Genomic DNA, 14,713 nt, shown 5'->3' on the forward strand with positions numbered 1-14,713 from the left:
TTTAAAACAAGGATATTGAGCAAAATAACAGCATTAACTTTCATTCAATTTGTAAATGTTTTTGTATTTAATAGAAAAATGAATAATATTAAAATTGCATTAGTTTGATAATGCACTACGAGTTATAATACCTGACAAACCAAGAGGAACAAGCTTCAACCCTGAAGATGTAAATCTATTATATTATTATCAAAAACTCAATATAAAATGAATGTTATATTAAAATCCAACAAGAGATACAACTAACAAGTTTGCAATTTCTAGAGTGAAAAACACATAAAAAAAACCGCTGCATCAAGCGGTTTTTTCATGCCTATTGTTAAGCCAAAAACACTATTTAGAGCGGTTATAAATTATCCATATTTCCGCCATTCTGACCAAAGTCAGTAATTTTCACTAAATTTGACGACTGTTTTTACCTTAAATTTGTAGCAGATATGGAGATTCTCTATTTAATGATTATCTGCAGCGTTTCTTTAGCTGTTATTTTCCTGATTATTTTTATAATCGGAGCGAGAAAAGGGCAGTTTGAGGACGATGAATCGCCCGCAGTCAGGATTTTATTTGATGACGAGGTGAAGACAGAAAAGGAGACAAAAACTCCTAAAAAAAACAATAAAGAATAATTGCTATTTGTAGATATGGAAACACAAAAATTTAGTTATGACAACGGGATTGTTCGCGCTTTTCTTATTGCGACGGTCGTTTTCGGTTTATTAGGTTTTTTATTAGGACTGACGGCTGCGTTGTTACTATTTTACCCTGAATTACCCGAATTTTTCTTGGGAACAGACGACCCTACTATTCAATCACTTAGAAGTGGAGGGATGCAGGGCTTGATCGATTCACAGGGCGCCTTCGGATTTGGACGTATAAGAATGATGCACACAAGTACAGTGATTTTCGCTTTTGTGGGTAACAGTTTCTTTGCAGGATTTTACTATTCTATGCAGAGATTGCTGAAGTCCAGAATGTGGAGCGACACACTTTCTTGGATGCACTTCTGGGGTTGGCAGCTGATGCTGGTAACAACTCTAATTACCTTCCTAATGGGAATCAATACTTCTAAAGAATACGCTGAGCATGAGTGGCCAATCGATATTTTGATCACAGTTGTTTGGTTGATTTTTGGTTTCAATATGTTTGCTACAGTGGCAACAAGAAGAGTAAGGCATTTGTACGTGGCGATCTGGTTCTATATCGGAACTTGGGTTGCTGTAGCTATGCTTCATATTTTCAATAACTTAGAAGTTCCTTTATCCTTCACAGGATGGAAGTCCTATTCTGCCTATGCAGGTGTGAAAGACGCATTGGTGCAATGGTGGTATGGTCATAATGCAGTGGCATTTTTCCTGACAACACCGGTTCTTGGGATGATGTATTATTTCGTTCCCAAAGCAGCAGACAGGCCAGTCTTCTCATATAAACTATCAATTATTCACTTTTGGTCTTTGATCTTTGTCTATATCTGGGCAGGTCCTCACCACTTGCAGTATACGTCTTTGCCAGCTTGGGCTCAGGCTGTAGGAACAGGATTCTCTATTATGCTAATCGCACCATCTTGGGGAGGTATGCTAAACGGTTTATTGACGTTGAGAGGCGCATGGGATAAAGTAAGAGAAAATCCGGTTCTTAAATTCTTCGTTGTAGCAGTAACGTGTTACGGTATGGCAACTTTTGAAGGCCCGCTTTTGGCCACTAAAACAGTTAACAAGGTAGGTCACTTTACTGACTGGGTTATCGGTCACGTTCACTTAGGTGCATTGGGATGGAACGGCTTTATGGCATTTGGAGTCATTTATTACTTAGTTCCAATCATGTGGAGAACCAAACTTTGGTCTGTAAAATTAGCGAACTGGCATTTTTGGTTGGGAACTTTCGGGATCATTTTCTACGCAGTACCTTTGTATATCGCTGGATTTACACAAGGATTGATGTGGAAACAATTCAACCCAGATGGTACTTTGATGTATAAAAACTGGTTGGATACCGTTACAGCAATTCTTCCATTCTTTAAACTGCGATTTTTAGGTGGATTATTATACTTCTCCGGTGCTATCCTAATGGTTGTTAACCTAGTTGCAACAGCAAGAAAAGGATCTTTCCAAAAAGAAGTTCCTGTAGAAGTTCCTGCATTAGCAAAAATCAACAAAGGAAGAAAAGAAGGCGAAACATTCCATCTTTGGTTGGAAAGAACGCCATTATACTTGTCAATCTTATCATTCGTTGCAGTGGCAATTGGTGGATCATTAGAAATCCTACCGACTATATTTGTCAAAGATAATGTTCCTACAATTTCTGCAGTGAAGCCTTATTCACCATTAGAATTGGAAGGTAGAGATCTATACATCAGAGAAGGTTGTAACTCTTGCCACTCACAGATGATCCGCCCTTTCCGAGATGAAGTTGTAAGATTCAACGGTAAAAACGGACAATATTCCAAAGCTGGCGAGTACATCTATGACAGACCATTCCTTTGGGGTTCGAAAAGAACAGGTCCGGATTTGCAGAGAGAAGGTGGCGCAAGACCAGATTCTTGGCACTTCAAGCATATGTATAATCCAAGATCTACATCTGCAGGTTCTATTATGCCAAGATTCCCTTGGTTGATAGAAAACACATTGGACAGAAGCAAGACCAAAGCGAAATTGGAATTGATGAAGAATACCTATGATGTGCCATATACAAAATCGCAGATTGACAGTATGGATTCCTGGATGAATAACCAAGCGACTGCGATTGTAAAAAATGTGTTCTCAGAAGCTGATGATGTTAAAAAATCATTTGCTGAAGCTAAAGCAAACAAAGCTAAGTCGGGCGAACAATTTGTTCCGCTAGAGAAAAGAGAGATCGTAGCTTTGATATCTTATCTGCAAAGACTAGGAACTGATATCAAAACGACAGAGGTAAAAACAGCAAGTAATTAAATTTAAAATAAAATGATTCCGCAAAGTTTTAAAGACATCGTCTCCAATGTGGAAAATGCAGGTTTGTTTCAAACCATTGCAATGATCATCTTCATTTTATTCTTTGTTGTAATGGTTTATATTGTCATCAATAGGCCAAAAAAATACTACAACGAAGAGGAGAATGCACCTTTGGAAAAAGATCACGAAGACGACGAATTTACTTTGTAATAAAAAAAGATAATTAATCATGAAAAGAAGAACACCTGCCTATATCAATATTCCAATCGTTTTAGGATTACTGATTATAGTTTTCTACATGTTTACACAAACATCGGATTTCTTGTCTACCAAATTCTTTCTTGGAACATCGCTCATAAGTATTGTAGTGGTATTGATCCAAGGCGCAATTGGAGATTTGATTGAAAATGAAAAATTCAAAAAATTAACAGATACAGAAAAAGCAATCTATCTTGCTGACAAAAAAGTACCCTATTTCCAATACCTATGGAACGGTGCATTCAAAAGCCAGTCAGAAAAAGAAGAAAAAGACATCCTTATCGATCACGGATTCGACGGTATTATGGAGCTAGACAATCAGCTTCCAAAATGGTGGTTGGGTCTATTTTATTTCGGTGTAGCATACTGTATTTTATATGTTTCATCTTATTTTCTGACAGATTTTGCTCATCCTTACAAAGAATATGAGCAAGAATACAGAGAACAGACTGCTGCGATCAATGATTATATGGCCACTGTAACGCAGCCGACTTTAGAAACTGCTGTATTCTCAGAAGATAATGTGGAAGCAGGTAAAGCCGTTTTCGAAACCAACTGTGTCTCTTGTCACGGAGAAGGTGGAAAAGGAGGAATTGGACCCAATTTAACAGATAATTTCTGGATCAATCAGCCAGAGAAAACACTCTACAAAACGGTTTACTGGATGGTAGAAAACGGTAGTCCAAACAACCCCACTATGCAGGCTTGGGGAAAAAACGGTATCGTTTCAGGATTTGATATGCAAAATGTGGCAGCGTATGTCTACCATATCAACCAAGAACAAGCGCCTGTCACTCCTGCAAAAGGTGGTGCTGCTCCGCAAGGAACCGCAGCAAATTGGGAAAAATCTAAGTAATATCATATAAAAGAGATTGTCAAAGAATACTGTTCTCTTCGGAATGGTATTTGGAAATGAATAGTAGTCTGTTCATTTTTAGGACAATCTCTTTTTTTTAGCTAAATATTATGAGTACTACAGAAAAAAAATACAACGAAGCGGAAAGCTGGGTCGTAGAAGCTGAAACTTTCAGAGACTCTGTAGGGACAATGGATAATACCGGGAAAAGAAAATGGGTATTTCCAAGAAAACCTAAAGGGAAATTTACCAATTACAGAGTTCTTGTCAGTATCCTCTTATTGGGAATCTACTTCGCTGTTCCATTCCTAAAAATCAATGGCAATCCGGTTCTTTTATTTAATATTATAGAACGCCAATTCTTTATTTTCGGGCAGCCCTTTTATCCTCAGGATTTCTTTATTCTGGCCTTAGGCGCCATCGTATCATTAATCTTTATTATCATCTTTACTGTTGTTTTCGGAAGGATTTTTTGTGGTTGGATTTGTCCTCAAACTATTTTCCTGGAAATGATATTCCGTAAGATAGAATATGCAATAGAAGGCGACAGGAATAAACAGATCAGACTAGATAACCAGGAATGGGATACAGAAAAGATCTGGAAACGCTCCTTAAAATGGTTCACATTCTTGTTGATTTCCATTATCATCACCCACATTATGTTTATGTACATTGTTGGTTATGAGGAGGTGCTTAATATCATGCAGCAAGGTCCGTTTGCGAAACCGACCAACTTCTTGGTAATGATCCTTTTCACGGCAGCATTCTATTTTGTATTCGCTTGGTTCAGAGAACAGGTTTGTACAATGGTCTGTCCTTACGGAAGACTTCAGGGTGTGCTGATTGATAAAGAAACAATTAACGTTTTTTACGATTATAAAAGAGGTGAAAACCGTGCTAAATGGAAAAAAGGCGAAGACAGACGAGCAGAAGGCAAAGGTGACTGTATCGACTGTAAACAATGCGTTGTAGTATGTCCTACAGGAATTGATATCCGTGATGGCTTGCAGATGGAATGTGTTAACTGTACTGCCTGTATAGACGCATGTGATGAAGTGATGGTCAAAGTTGGTCTTCCGCCAGGATTGATCCGCTACGCCTCAGAAAAAGAAATCGAAGAACAACAACAATTCAAGTTCTCTGGCAAGATGAAAGCTTACAGTATCGTTTTACTTGCGCTGGTTGTTTTCCTAGGAGGATTGTTATACAACAGAGGTGAAATGGAAGCCAAATTCCTCAAACCTCCAGGATCCACTTTCTTCGTGAGAGAAGGGAAAATCACCAATACTTATAATTATACTTTCCTCAATAAGTCCAACGAAAACAAGACAGTGATCATCAAAATCATTGATCCTACGAACGGCGAAATATCATCTGGAACATCTAACAGAATCATTCTGAAAAGAGATGCGATGATCAAAGGAACAATCAACGTCAGTTTCCCGGAAAGCCAAATTAAGCTCTCTAAACAGAATTTGGAATTAGGCGTTTATGATATGAACGGTGAATTACTGGATTCGTACAGTACTTATTTCGAAGGACCATTCAAATTTCAATTTTAATTATTAATCCATGAAAAATCTAAATTGGGGACACGGATTGGCAATTGCACTAGGCTGTTTTATGCTTTTTATTTTATTTCTCATCTTTATCTTTCCAATGGGAAAACAGAATGCTGAAATGATCTCTAACAATTATTACGAAGAAGAACTGCAATACCAAGACATCATTGATGCCAAAAACAATGCAGCCAAATTAGAAAAAACACCTGCTTATAAAACAACGAGAGAAGGACTCTTAATTACTTTTCCCGAAACCATCAAGGTAGATGACAACAAAGTCAACTTCGTTCTCTTCCGTACAGAAGATTCTAATCTGGATGTGAAAAAGGAAGTGATTTTACAACACCATCTTTTCCTGATTCCTGATAAAGTCATCTCTAAAGGATCCTACACCCTAAAATTAAAATGGACAGCAGATAAGAAACCATATCAGGTAGATTATGACATCTTATGGAAATAACACTCCTCATATCAGCCATTGGTTTGGGATTTGCGTCCGGATTCCATTGCATTGGTATGTGTGGACCTATTGCCTTATCTATGGGACTGACCAAAAATCAGAAAGCCAATTTCTATTTACAGAATCTCACTTATCAGTTTGGGAGAATCCTCACCTACTCTGCTTTGGGCGCCATTTTAGGCATCATTGGACAAAGTTTTGAGTTGGCCGGATTTCAAAAATACCTGACCATCATTGTTGGGATTTTACTAATTGTAATGGCAATTTTTTCTTTCGGAGGAAAAGACTTCGCAGCAAAAATCCCATTTGTTTCCAGAGCTTTGTTGAAGGTCAAAATGAAATTGGGGAAAATCCTGCAACGTCCCGATTACCACTCCCGTTTTGCCACCGGAATTCTGAACGGTTTTTTACCTTGCGGAATGGTTTATATGGCTTTAACGGCTTCTCTGGCAGCTGGTGGAATCTGGCAAAGCTCACTCTTTATGTTTCTTTTTGGATTGGGAACTTTCCCGTTTATGTTCGCGGTAGTTTACTTAGGAAATTTCATCACGACAGCTTTCCGACTTCGCATTTTAAAAGTGATTCCAGTCATGATGATCATTCTTGGAGGCTTATTCATTTTAAGAGGCTTGGAGCTCGGTATTCCTTACATCTCTCCACAGTCTGAATCTTTGCACATCAACCACTCTACAGATGGTTTTCACACGGATCATACGAATTGTCATTAGATTTTATGAATTCTCTTAATCCTTCAAAATAATGTCAAAATGAAAACATTCAAACTATTGCTTGTCATTTCTACATTCTGCAGTGCAAAGATGATTTTAGCTCAGAAAAACTTTTCTAGTTACAACAGTCGTTTTCAATGTAAAAGGTGATTTGAATAATGACGGAATGTCTGATAAAGTCCTGATGAAGGTGGACAAAGCTGACAAATATTTGCCTTACTTATTACAAGTTCAATTTCAAAATAAAGATGGAAATTATAAAACCGTATTGTCATCAACCAAAGCGGTATTGCCGAAATTCACACAAGGTGCCGGAACTTCTGAAATAATTTTAGAAAAGTTAGAAATCAAAAATGGAATTTTAATCTTTACGAATCAATTAATAAGAGGAAACTTTACCCACAAATTCCGATTTCAAAAAGGAAATTTCGAACTGATTGGATTTCAATTTAATAATGCTAGCGCCAGCTACATCGAATATGTTGATTACAATTTGTCAACTGGCGACAAAATAGTAAAACATATTGATTATGAAACAGACAAAATCCTAAAACAAATCAAAACAAAAGAGAAAGTGTCACCGTTGCCAAAATTGCAGGATTTCACGCCTTTTGATTTTACCTATTAAAGTTATTCAAATAAAAAAAATCGGCCACTTGACCGATTTTAATTTTTTAGAAACTTACTTCCGCTGTCTCCTTTCCCTTTTGGAAGTTGAGCGTTTTGAGAGCGCCTTTATAAGTGATGTTCACGATGTTGACCTGTTTTGGAAACTGTCCGATCAAAATACTGTTCTTGATCTTCAAGCTTGAAATATCAGAAACGCCACTCGCTTCATAATAAACCCAGACAGATTCACCATTGACCTGACTTCCCGTGAAAGTCAGTTGTTTTGCAGCGCCATTGATCACAACATCTACATTATTATTCACATATTTTTTCACTTCCGCTTCAAAGCCTGCCGTGGCAGGATCTATTTTCACCGCTTGAGAGATGTGGTTTGTATTCAGCTTTGTTGTAAACTTCAGGGTTTTGGTTCCATCAATATAATCCACTTTGGTCATCGATGAGAAGAAATCCACTGCTGTAAAGCTAAAAAGCCCAACCAACAAGATTCCGAGAGATAATATAAGGATTGATTTTTTCATTTTAATTAAGTTTTAATCACTTTTATAATGGATGATGGTCAAATTATATGCCACACAAATTAGAAATTCACACTCACCGAATATTTGTCATAGAATGCTTTGATATGCGCCACCGCATCATCTGCATTATCCACGACACGGAACAGCTCCAGATCTTTTTCAGCAATCAAGCCATTCTTTAGCAAGGTGTCCTTGAACCAATCCAGCAATCCGCTCCAGAATTCGCTGCCTACCAAAACAATGGGGAATTTCCCTATTTTATGGGTTTGAATTAAAGTCAAAGCTTCCGACAATTCATCCAAAGTTCCGAATCCTCCGGGTAAAACGACGAAACCTTGTGAATATTTGACAAACATGACTTTTCTAACGAAAAAATAATCAAAATTGATATTGTAACCCTTGTCAACATACGGATTAAAATGTTGTTCGAAGGGCAAGTCGATATTCAAACCGATGGATTTTCCGCTTCCGTTCGCGCCTTTATTACCAGCTTCCATGATGCCAGGTCCGCCACCAGTGATGACGCCAAAACCGATTTCTGTAATTTTCTTGGCAATATCAACCGCCATTTTGTAGTAGAAACTATCTTCCTTCAGCCTAGCAGAACCAAAGATGGAAACACAAGGTCCAATTCTGGCCATTTTCTCATACCCATCCACAAACTCAGACATCACGCGGAAAACCATCCAGCTGTCTTTGGTAATGGTTTCGTCCCAGGTTTTCTGGCGCAGACTTTCGTGCAGCCTGCTATCCTCATCTTTTTCTATCATCGGAATATTCTTTCTGCTTCTACAATAGATTCTGGTCTTCCAACATCTACCAAATTAGAAGTATGCTGATAACCAACAATGATATCTTCTTTCATGAGATCCATATATTCATCCATAATAGAGAATTTTCCGGTTCTTGTGAATTGATCAAAGATCTCAGAATTCACACAATGAACACCGCTGAACGCCAATTCTCTCAGTTTGAAAATCCCGCCCACGACTGTCTTTTTATTGGTTTGAAGATTTCTCCAGCCTTTCAAAAACATTTTATCATTGAACATCAGTTTTCTGGAACTGTCTCTGTCAGAAACAGCCAGCGTGATCATTGCGCCTTTGGTCTCGTGAAGTCGGATGAAATTGGTGATATTCAGATCTGTCAGGATATCGACATTCATGATGAGGAATGACTTTTCATTCTCAAGGAATTTTTTGGCAAAAAGCAATCCGCCGCCAGTCTCCAAGAGTTCTTCGTGCTCGTTGGAGATTTCGATGTTCGCTCCGAAATTGTCATTCTCCGCCAAGAAAGCCAGAATCTGCCCTCCAAAATGATGAATATTGATGACAAAATCATTGATTCCAAAACCTTGTAGATATTTTATATTTCTTTCCAATAGTGGTACACCGTTTACTTTTGCCAAAGCTTTCGGATGTTCGTCAGTAAAAGGTTTCAGCCGTGTTCCCTTTCCTGCAGCAAATATTAATGCTTTCATATTTTTTTGTAACTGATAATTGATAAGAGATAAATGATTAAATATTGAATGAGAAAATCAATGATCAATTATCATTGATCATTGATAGATTAAGATGCAACTGTTCATCGTGCTTTACAGAAACAACTGCTTCAGGATATTTTTCCTTGATAAATTCTGCCGTCTTAATCGCAGAATAAACCGAACGGTGTTGTCCGCCTGTGCAACCAAAGTTGATTTGCAGATGTTCAAAATTGCGACTCAAATAATTTTCAATACTAATGGATATTAATGACTGAATCGACTTTAAGAAATGAGGCATTTCGGTTTTCGTCTCCAAAAACTCTTGAACGCCCACGTCATTCCCTGTTTGTATTTTATATTCTTCTATTCTTCCCGGATTCAAAATCCCTCGACAATCGAAGACAAATCCGCCACCGTTTTCGGTGTTATCTTTAGGGATACCACCTTTTTTATAAGAAAAACTATGAATCTCTATATGGAGTTTGTTCTGCATCAAATCTAATTTTTCCGTAAAGTTACTTTTTTTAATTTTCTTTCAAAAATATGAGTATTCTGAATTTAAAATTTAATTTTGCATCTAAATTGATATGAGGTCATTCAAATCAAACAAAAGTCTTATTTTTAAATAAATCACACAAAATGAAATTTATAAAATACTGTTTATTAGCAACTTTACTAATCTTTACGATAAGCTGCAAAAAAACAAGTGTCGATGGCAGCAATCGGATGAGCTTCCAGGAAAGCATCAACGATATGGCTTCCAGCTTACCGACCCTGAAACAAGTGAAATTCAATGAAGCCTTATACATTCTGAAAACTTTTGGTGTAGAAGCTGATGGTGACATTGCGGAAATAGAGGCCTTAGGGAAACTTCTAAATGGCAAAAAGACGCCAGATATTTTCACAATGGCAGATGAAGTCGCCCAGAAAAACGGTATTGCCTGGAGTAGTACAGCGCCACCAAGCCTTGGCGAGATGAACATCTTCGGAAATGTGACAGCATCAGAAAAGGACCCGAATGACATTGATGCGGCCGCACTTAATATTGTTGTCAGAAATATTGCTGGCGACAGCTTGACAGGCTCCAAAGGTTTGATCATCATTCCGCAACTGCTAGACAACAATGGTAGAAAAGTTGATTTCGAAGGCGCTGCTTTAGAAACTATTATGGAAATATCAAGCGGCGGAACCAAAATCTCGACTTCTAAAAACCTAATGCAAGACCCAGCCTTCCGAGGTTTCACCATCAAATATGCATCATTACCAAGAGAAAAAATATTTGAAGAAAAAATTGATATCAAATTATCTGTAAAAACGACCAAGAAGCTTTTACAAATGATTAAAATGGGCGTTCCTGTCAACGGTCAGGCACTTTATACGCCACCAGCCCAAGTCGTTTCTGATTCGATCCAGGCGCCACCACCACCACAAGTAGATCCTCAGACTGGCGAAACAGTTGTTCCACCACCAGCTCCGGTTAAACCAACATCAGACCCGAAAGTAACCGTGACCAAATTTTTGAATCACCTATCTACTCAGAATTTCAAAGCGGCTTTTGATGCTGCTGAAAATCCAAATTGGGGATCTTATGATAAATTCTCAAATCCCAATTCCGGTTTCGGTTCGGTGAAAAATATTACAGTCAAAAACATTGCAGTTCCTTACAACAGAGACAATGCCGCAAACGTGAACGTCACGTACGATGTAACAGACAAAAACGGGAAAGTGACTTCCCTGAACGTTACTTACGGATTGAAAGCCGTCAACAATAACTGGAAAATCACCACTTATAAAATCAACAATTAAAAATAAATAATGGCGTCAGCAGAACTCATCCAAAAATTAGAACAAACCATAGAAACAATCCCTGATTTTCCCATTCCGGGAATCCAGTTCAAAGATATCTGTCCTATTTTTCTTCAGCCCAAATTATACGAAGAAGTGATTGCAGACCTAGCACAATTCAGCCGTGGCAAAGTAGATGTTGTGTGCGGAATAGAAAGCAGGGGCTATCTTTTTGGGATCGCAATCGCCATTGCGCTGGATGTTCCTTTTGTATTGATTAGAAAAGCAGGAAAATTACCGCCACCTTTCATCGGCGAAAAATACGATCTCGAATATGGTTCTGCGGCGATCGAAATGAAAACCGGCCACCTGAAAGAAGGCCAACGCGTTTTGATCCACGATGACCTTTTGGCAACTGGCGGGACAACGGAAGCGGCTGCAAAATTGGTATCAAAGCAAGGCGCAATCCCTACCCAATTCAGTTTCTTAATTGATTTGAAAGATCTGAAAGGCGAAGAACGACTGTCAAAATTCCGTGCGGAAGTCTATTCTATCTTAAAATATTAAAGAATTTTTCGCAATAAAAAAGAATTTTTGCAAATCAAAACTAAAACGTTAAATTTGCACTTCATTTACTAAAAAATTATGGCAGATCTACATAACAAAAACAACGAGCAAGAAGGAAAAGAAACTGTAGAATTCTTTAAAGATCTTGACAAAGAAGCGCTGAATATCGAAGGCTTTCTAGAAAAAAATGCTAAAATAATGAGTATTGCTTTCGGTATTCTGATTTTCGCAGTTCTGGCTTGGTTCGGATATAAGCAATTTATTGTAGGTCCAAAAAACGAAGAAGCTACGAAAAGTTATCTTTCTGCGCAGAAAAATCTGGCCGAAGGTAAAGAAGATCTGGCCCTTGGTGGAAAATCTGTTGCAAATCCAGGATTCTTAGGAACCTATGATCAGTACGGAAGTACAGACGCAGGTAAATTAGCGGCTTACAACGCTGGATTAATTGAATTCAAAAAAGGACATTACCAGAAAGCTTATGATCTGCTAGACAACTTCAGCTCTGGTAACAAAGTTTTGGTTGCGCTAAAATATGGTGCAATGGCAGACTGCCTTGCCAACCTGAACAAAAGTGATGACGCTCTTGCAATGGCAGATAAAGCCTCTTCTACTTCAGATGACGCTTACACATCTTATTATTTCACAAAAAAAGCAGGGATGCTGGCTTTGGCACTTAAGAAAAACGCAGATGCTAAAAAATATTTCGCTGCGATAGAAGAAAAATATCAGGATTATGACAACGGTCAATCCGATGCCTTTATAGAAATGACAAAATATTATTAACATATGGCAACTGTAAATCTTTCAGATTACAAACCGCTCAACATATCCAATGCCGATGAATATTCTATCGGCATTGTTGTTTCTGAGTGGAATGACTTTATCACCTACAACCTTAGAAACGGCGCTCTGGAAACCTTGAAGGCCGAAGGTATCAAGGTAGAGAACATTCACATCTATTACGTTCCTGGCGCATTCGAGCTTAGTTTTGCGACCATGAAACTCTGCAAATCCAATAAATTTGCCGCAGTGATTGCCATCGGGAATGTCATCCGTGGAGAAACACCGCATTTCGAGTTCGTTTGTTCCGGCGTTACACAAGGCATCAAGGACTGTAATATTTTGACCGATACACCAGCTATTTTCTGTGTTCTTACTGACGACAGCAAAGAACAATCCATCGCAAGAAGCGGCGGAAGTCTTGGTAACAAAGGTGTAGAAGCAGCCGTTACAGCACTTAAAATGATAGACTTCAACAAAAAATCAAGTTAGTCGTTCTGATTGTAGATTTTTTCGGAGCCGGGAACCTGCTATCCGTTGCAATTCCTCGCACCAAGCCTTTCCCATCGCTTGCTGTGGGATTTCCACTACTATCAGGGCTATTTTTAAAGACGATCCAAAAAAAATCACTCAATATCAAAAAGAAACACTAATTTTAAAACAGCAAATTTAAAAAGATGAAATGGACAAACGACAGAAGTGACAATGTGGATGACAGACGTGGCTCAGGCGGCGGCGGAATGCTTGTTGGTGGCGGATTAGGAACAATCATTGTTGCAGCCATCGTTTTCTTCTTGGGCGGAGACCCATCAGCCATTCTAAACAACAGCACTTCTGCACCACAACAAACGGAGCAAAGAGCACTTTCCAACGAGGAACTCAACATCCGGGAATTTGTCAGAATGCTGACCGCAGAAAACGAACAAACCTGGCACAAGATCTTTCAGGAAAACGGCATCCAATTCCAGCCCGCAAAAGTAGTCCTTTTTGAAAATGGAACAGACTCAGGTTGCGGACCGGCACAGTCCGAGATGGGACCTTTCTATTGTCCTGCGGACCAAATCATCTACATGGATATGCGTTTTTTCAACGAGCTTCAACAGAAGTTTGGCGCCAAGGTCGGACAATTCACAGTCGCCTATGTTTTGGGGCACGAGTATGGACACCATATCCAAACGCTTTTAGGAACCACTCAAAAAGTGAATCAGCTACGAAGATCACAATCAGAAACAGAATCGAATAAATTTTCTGTTGCTACAGAATTACAAGCCGATTTCTACGCAGGATTATGGGCAAAACAGACAGACAGCCGTGAAAAATTCTTAGAACCAGGCGATATACAAGAGGCAATGAGTGCTGCGGCAGCCGTTGGTGATGATAATATCCAGAAAAGAGGACAAGGCTATGTCAATCAGGAAAGCTTCACACACGGTTCTTCCGCACAGAGAGAAGAATGGTTTATGAAGGGCTATAACAGTGGCGATATTAGACAAGGTGATACCTTCAATGCGCTTTTGAGATAATCAGAATTAACTTACGGCATATAAAAAGAACAGACAAGAATTTTGTCTGTTCTTTTTATATGCCATAAAAGCAAATCCGGAACATCATAGATTTCCAGATGACGAATGCATGCCTACAAAATCACGATAACTCCCTTTCTTCTTTGTTTCTATGATGATTTGATTGCTGCCATAATATTATGATGGAAAAACTGTAAAATCCCGTCACTACAAACAGTTTGAAATCAATTCCCAAGTGCTTTGACAGAGCTAATAGAATTGACTATTTTGAACTCAAGCGATCAATTAACCGCATAAAATATTGAAATAACTTATTAATATTAATAATTTTTTTTGTTTTTAACAAGGTATTTAAAATAATTGTTAACCCGTAGTGCATTATAAAAAAGGTTACTCATAATACGAAAATTTCGTATATTGTATTGACTATCAATCTAATACGTTATGAATAACCTAGATGCAATTTACGATTTTATTTTAAAGGAATTAAGAAAATTAACCATCAAAGAAAATTTTTATTTCAAACCAATTAAACCAAAATTATCTGATTTAGAGCTCATTGCAATAAATATTTCTGCGGAATATTTATCGATAGATTCAGAATATCAGTTGTTTAGATACCTCTCTAATTCAAAA

Annotated in this window: 17 protein-coding genes and 2 pseudogenes; 15 read left to right on the forward strand and 4 right to left on the reverse strand. The window is 38.1% G+C overall.

What is annotated here, in order from left to right; translation table 11 throughout:
- The 9 genes and pseudogenes from F564_RS21265 to F564_RS0116230 form a co-directional block, all read left to right on the forward strand.
- Window positions 1–108: pseudogene (locus F564_RS21265) on the forward strand (IS982 family transposase); the annotation flags it as partial.
- 329 nt (window positions 109–437) lie between these two features.
- Complete coding sequence (gene ccoS / locus F564_RS0116195) at window positions 438–626, forward strand: cbb3-type cytochrome oxidase assembly protein CcoS (protein ID WP_028123530.1); 189 nt, start codon at window positions 438–440, stop codon at window positions 624–626.
- A 15-nt stretch (window positions 627–641) separates the two neighbouring features.
- Window positions 642–2,927: a cytochrome-c oxidase, cbb3-type subunit I gene (gene ccoN, locus F564_RS0116200; RefSeq protein WP_028123531.1), complete on the forward strand. Its 2,286-nt coding sequence runs from the start codon at window positions 642–644 to the stop codon at window positions 2,925–2,927.
- A gap of 12 nt (window positions 2,928–2,939) precedes the next feature.
- A complete protein-coding gene (locus F564_RS0116205) occupies window positions 2,940–3,137 on the forward strand; it encodes a hypothetical protein (protein ID WP_028123532.1) in 198 nt (65 codons plus the stop codon).
- 19 nt (window positions 3,138–3,156) lie between these two features.
- Window positions 3,157–4,041, forward strand: a complete 885-nt coding sequence (locus tag F564_RS0116210; protein ID WP_028123533.1) for a cbb3-type cytochrome c oxidase N-terminal domain-containing protein — start codon at window positions 3,157–3,159, stop codon at window positions 4,039–4,041.
- Between the two features lie 110 nt (window positions 4,042–4,151).
- Entirely contained in the window at window positions 4,152–5,603 is a 1,452-nt protein-coding gene (gene ccoG, locus F564_RS0116215; protein ID WP_028123534.1) for a cytochrome c oxidase accessory protein CcoG, read from the forward strand.
- A 10-nt stretch (window positions 5,604–5,613) separates the two neighbouring features.
- Complete coding sequence (locus tag F564_RS0116220; RefSeq protein ID WP_028123535.1) at window positions 5,614–6,063, forward strand: FixH family protein; 450 nt, start codon at window positions 5,614–5,616, stop codon at window positions 6,061–6,063.
- On the forward strand, window positions 6,054–6,791 hold the full coding sequence (locus F564_RS0116225) for a sulfite exporter TauE/SafE family protein (protein ID WP_028123536.1): 738 nt from the start codon (window positions 6,054–6,056) through the stop codon (window positions 6,789–6,791). Before F564_RS0116220 ends, F564_RS0116225 begins: the two co-directional genes overlap by 10 nt.
- A gap of 166 nt (window positions 6,792–6,957) precedes the next feature.
- A complete protein-coding gene (locus F564_RS0116230) occupies window positions 6,958–7,419 on the forward strand; it encodes a hypothetical protein (RefSeq protein WP_028123537.1) in 462 nt (153 codons plus the stop codon).
- Between the two features lie 46 nt (window positions 7,420–7,465).
- Here F564_RS0116230 and F564_RS0116235 read toward each other — a convergent pair whose 3' ends face one another.
- The 4 genes from F564_RS0116235 to F564_RS0116250 form a co-directional block, all read right to left on the reverse strand.
- Window positions 7,466–7,939, reverse strand: a complete 474-nt coding sequence (locus tag F564_RS0116235; RefSeq protein WP_028123538.1) for a DUF6702 family protein — start codon at window positions 7,937–7,939, stop codon at window positions 7,466–7,468.
- Window positions 7,940–7,998: 59 nt separating this feature from the next.
- Window positions 7,999–8,709 (reverse strand): LOG family protein, encoded by a 711-nt coding sequence (locus F564_RS0116240; protein WP_028123539.1) that lies wholly within the window; start codon window positions 8,707–8,709, stop codon window positions 7,999–8,001.
- Window positions 8,706–9,419, reverse strand: coding sequence for a nucleotidyltransferase family protein (locus F564_RS0116245; protein WP_028123540.1), 714 nt, complete (start codon window positions 9,417–9,419; stop codon window positions 8,706–8,708). The genes F564_RS0116240 and F564_RS0116245 overlap by 4 nt, the downstream gene beginning before the upstream one ends.
- Before the next feature lie 64 nt (window positions 9,420–9,483).
- Window positions 9,484–9,915 (reverse strand): RapZ C-terminal domain-containing protein, encoded by a 432-nt coding sequence (locus F564_RS0116250; RefSeq protein ID WP_185094340.1) that lies wholly within the window; start codon window positions 9,913–9,915, stop codon window positions 9,484–9,486.
- Between the two features lie 146 nt (window positions 9,916–10,061).
- Between F564_RS0116250 and F564_RS0116255 the strand changes: the two genes are divergently transcribed.
- The 6 genes and pseudogenes from F564_RS0116255 to F564_RS19520 all read left to right on the forward strand — a co-directional run.
- A complete protein-coding gene (locus tag F564_RS0116255; RefSeq protein ID WP_028123542.1) occupies window positions 10,062–11,228 on the forward strand; it encodes an NTF2-like transpeptidase in 1,167 nt (388 codons plus the stop codon).
- A 9-nt stretch (window positions 11,229–11,237) separates the two neighbouring features.
- Window positions 11,238–11,774, forward strand: a complete 537-nt coding sequence (locus tag F564_RS0116260) for an adenine phosphoribosyltransferase (RefSeq protein WP_028123543.1) — start codon at window positions 11,238–11,240, stop codon at window positions 11,772–11,774.
- Between the two features lie 78 nt (window positions 11,775–11,852).
- On the forward strand, window positions 11,853–12,557 hold the full coding sequence (locus F564_RS0116265; RefSeq protein ID WP_028123544.1) for a YfgM family protein: 705 nt from the start codon (window positions 11,853–11,855) through the stop codon (window positions 12,555–12,557).
- A gap of 3 nt (window positions 12,558–12,560) precedes the next feature.
- Window positions 12,561–13,046, forward strand: a complete 486-nt coding sequence (gene ribH, locus F564_RS0116270; RefSeq protein WP_028123545.1) for a 6,7-dimethyl-8-ribityllumazine synthase — start codon at window positions 12,561–12,563, stop codon at window positions 13,044–13,046.
- Window positions 13,047–13,231: 185 nt separating this feature from the next.
- Window positions 13,232–14,077 (forward strand): KPN_02809 family neutral zinc metallopeptidase, encoded by an 846-nt coding sequence (ypfJ, locus tag F564_RS0116275; RefSeq protein ID WP_028123546.1) that lies wholly within the window; start codon window positions 13,232–13,234, stop codon window positions 14,075–14,077.
- Between the two features lie 444 nt (window positions 14,078–14,521).
- Window positions 14,522–14,713, forward strand: a pseudogene (locus tag F564_RS19520) (IS982 family transposase); the annotation flags it as partial.

Origin of the sequence: Epilithonimonas tenax DSM 16811 (genome assembly GCF_000428485.1) — a bacterium.
Classification (GTDB): Bacteria; Bacteroidota; Bacteroidia; order Flavobacteriales; family Weeksellaceae; genus Epilithonimonas; species Epilithonimonas tenax.

Coding starts and splice junctions, on each gene's coding strand:
- F564_RS0116250 (WP_185094340.1), bottom strand. CDS start 9,915: ATGCAGAACAAACTCCATATAGAGATTCATAGTTTTTCTTATAAAAAA.
- F564_RS0116220 (WP_028123535.1), top strand. CDS start 5,614: ATGAAAAATCTAAATTGGGGACACGGATTGGCAATTGCACTAGGCTGT.
- F564_RS0116260 (WP_028123543.1), top strand. CDS start 11,238: ATGGCGTCAGCAGAACTCATCCAAAAATTAGAACAAACCATAGAAACA.
- F564_RS0116225 (WP_028123536.1), top strand. CDS start 6,054: ATGGAAATAACACTCCTCATATCAGCCATTGGTTTGGGATTTGCGTCC.
- F564_RS0116230 (WP_028123537.1), top strand. CDS start 6,958: ATGTCTGATAAAGTCCTGATGAAGGTGGACAAAGCTGACAAATATTTG.
- F564_RS0116205 (WP_028123532.1), top strand. CDS start 2,940: ATGATTCCGCAAAGTTTTAAAGACATCGTCTCCAATGTGGAAAATGCA.
- ypfJ (WP_028123546.1), top strand. CDS start 13,232: ATGAAATGGACAAACGACAGAAGTGACAATGTGGATGACAGACGTGGC.
- F564_RS0116210 (WP_028123533.1), top strand. CDS start 3,157: ATGAAAAGAAGAACACCTGCCTATATCAATATTCCAATCGTTTTAGGA.
- ribH (WP_028123545.1), top strand. CDS start 12,561: ATGGCAACTGTAAATCTTTCAGATTACAAACCGCTCAACATATCCAAT.
- F564_RS0116265 (WP_028123544.1), top strand. CDS start 11,853: ATGGCAGATCTACATAACAAAAACAACGAGCAAGAAGGAAAAGAAACT.
- F564_RS0116245 (WP_028123540.1), bottom strand. CDS start 9,419: ATGAAAGCATTAATATTTGCTGCAGGAAAGGGAACACGGCTGAAACCT.
- ccoN (WP_028123531.1), top strand. CDS start 642: ATGGAAACACAAAAATTTAGTTATGACAACGGGATTGTTCGCGCTTTT.
- ccoS (WP_028123530.1), top strand. CDS start 438: ATGGAGATTCTCTATTTAATGATTATCTGCAGCGTTTCTTTAGCTGTT.
- F564_RS0116240 (WP_028123539.1), bottom strand. CDS start 8,709: ATGATAGAAAAAGATGAGGATAGCAGGCTGCACGAAAGTCTGCGCCAG.
- ccoG (WP_028123534.1), top strand. CDS start 4,152: ATGAGTACTACAGAAAAAAAATACAACGAAGCGGAAAGCTGGGTCGTA.
- F564_RS0116235 (WP_028123538.1), bottom strand. CDS start 7,939: ATGAAAAAATCAATCCTTATATTATCTCTCGGAATCTTGTTGGTTGGG.
- F564_RS0116255 (WP_028123542.1), top strand. CDS start 10,062: ATGAAATTTATAAAATACTGTTTATTAGCAACTTTACTAATCTTTACG.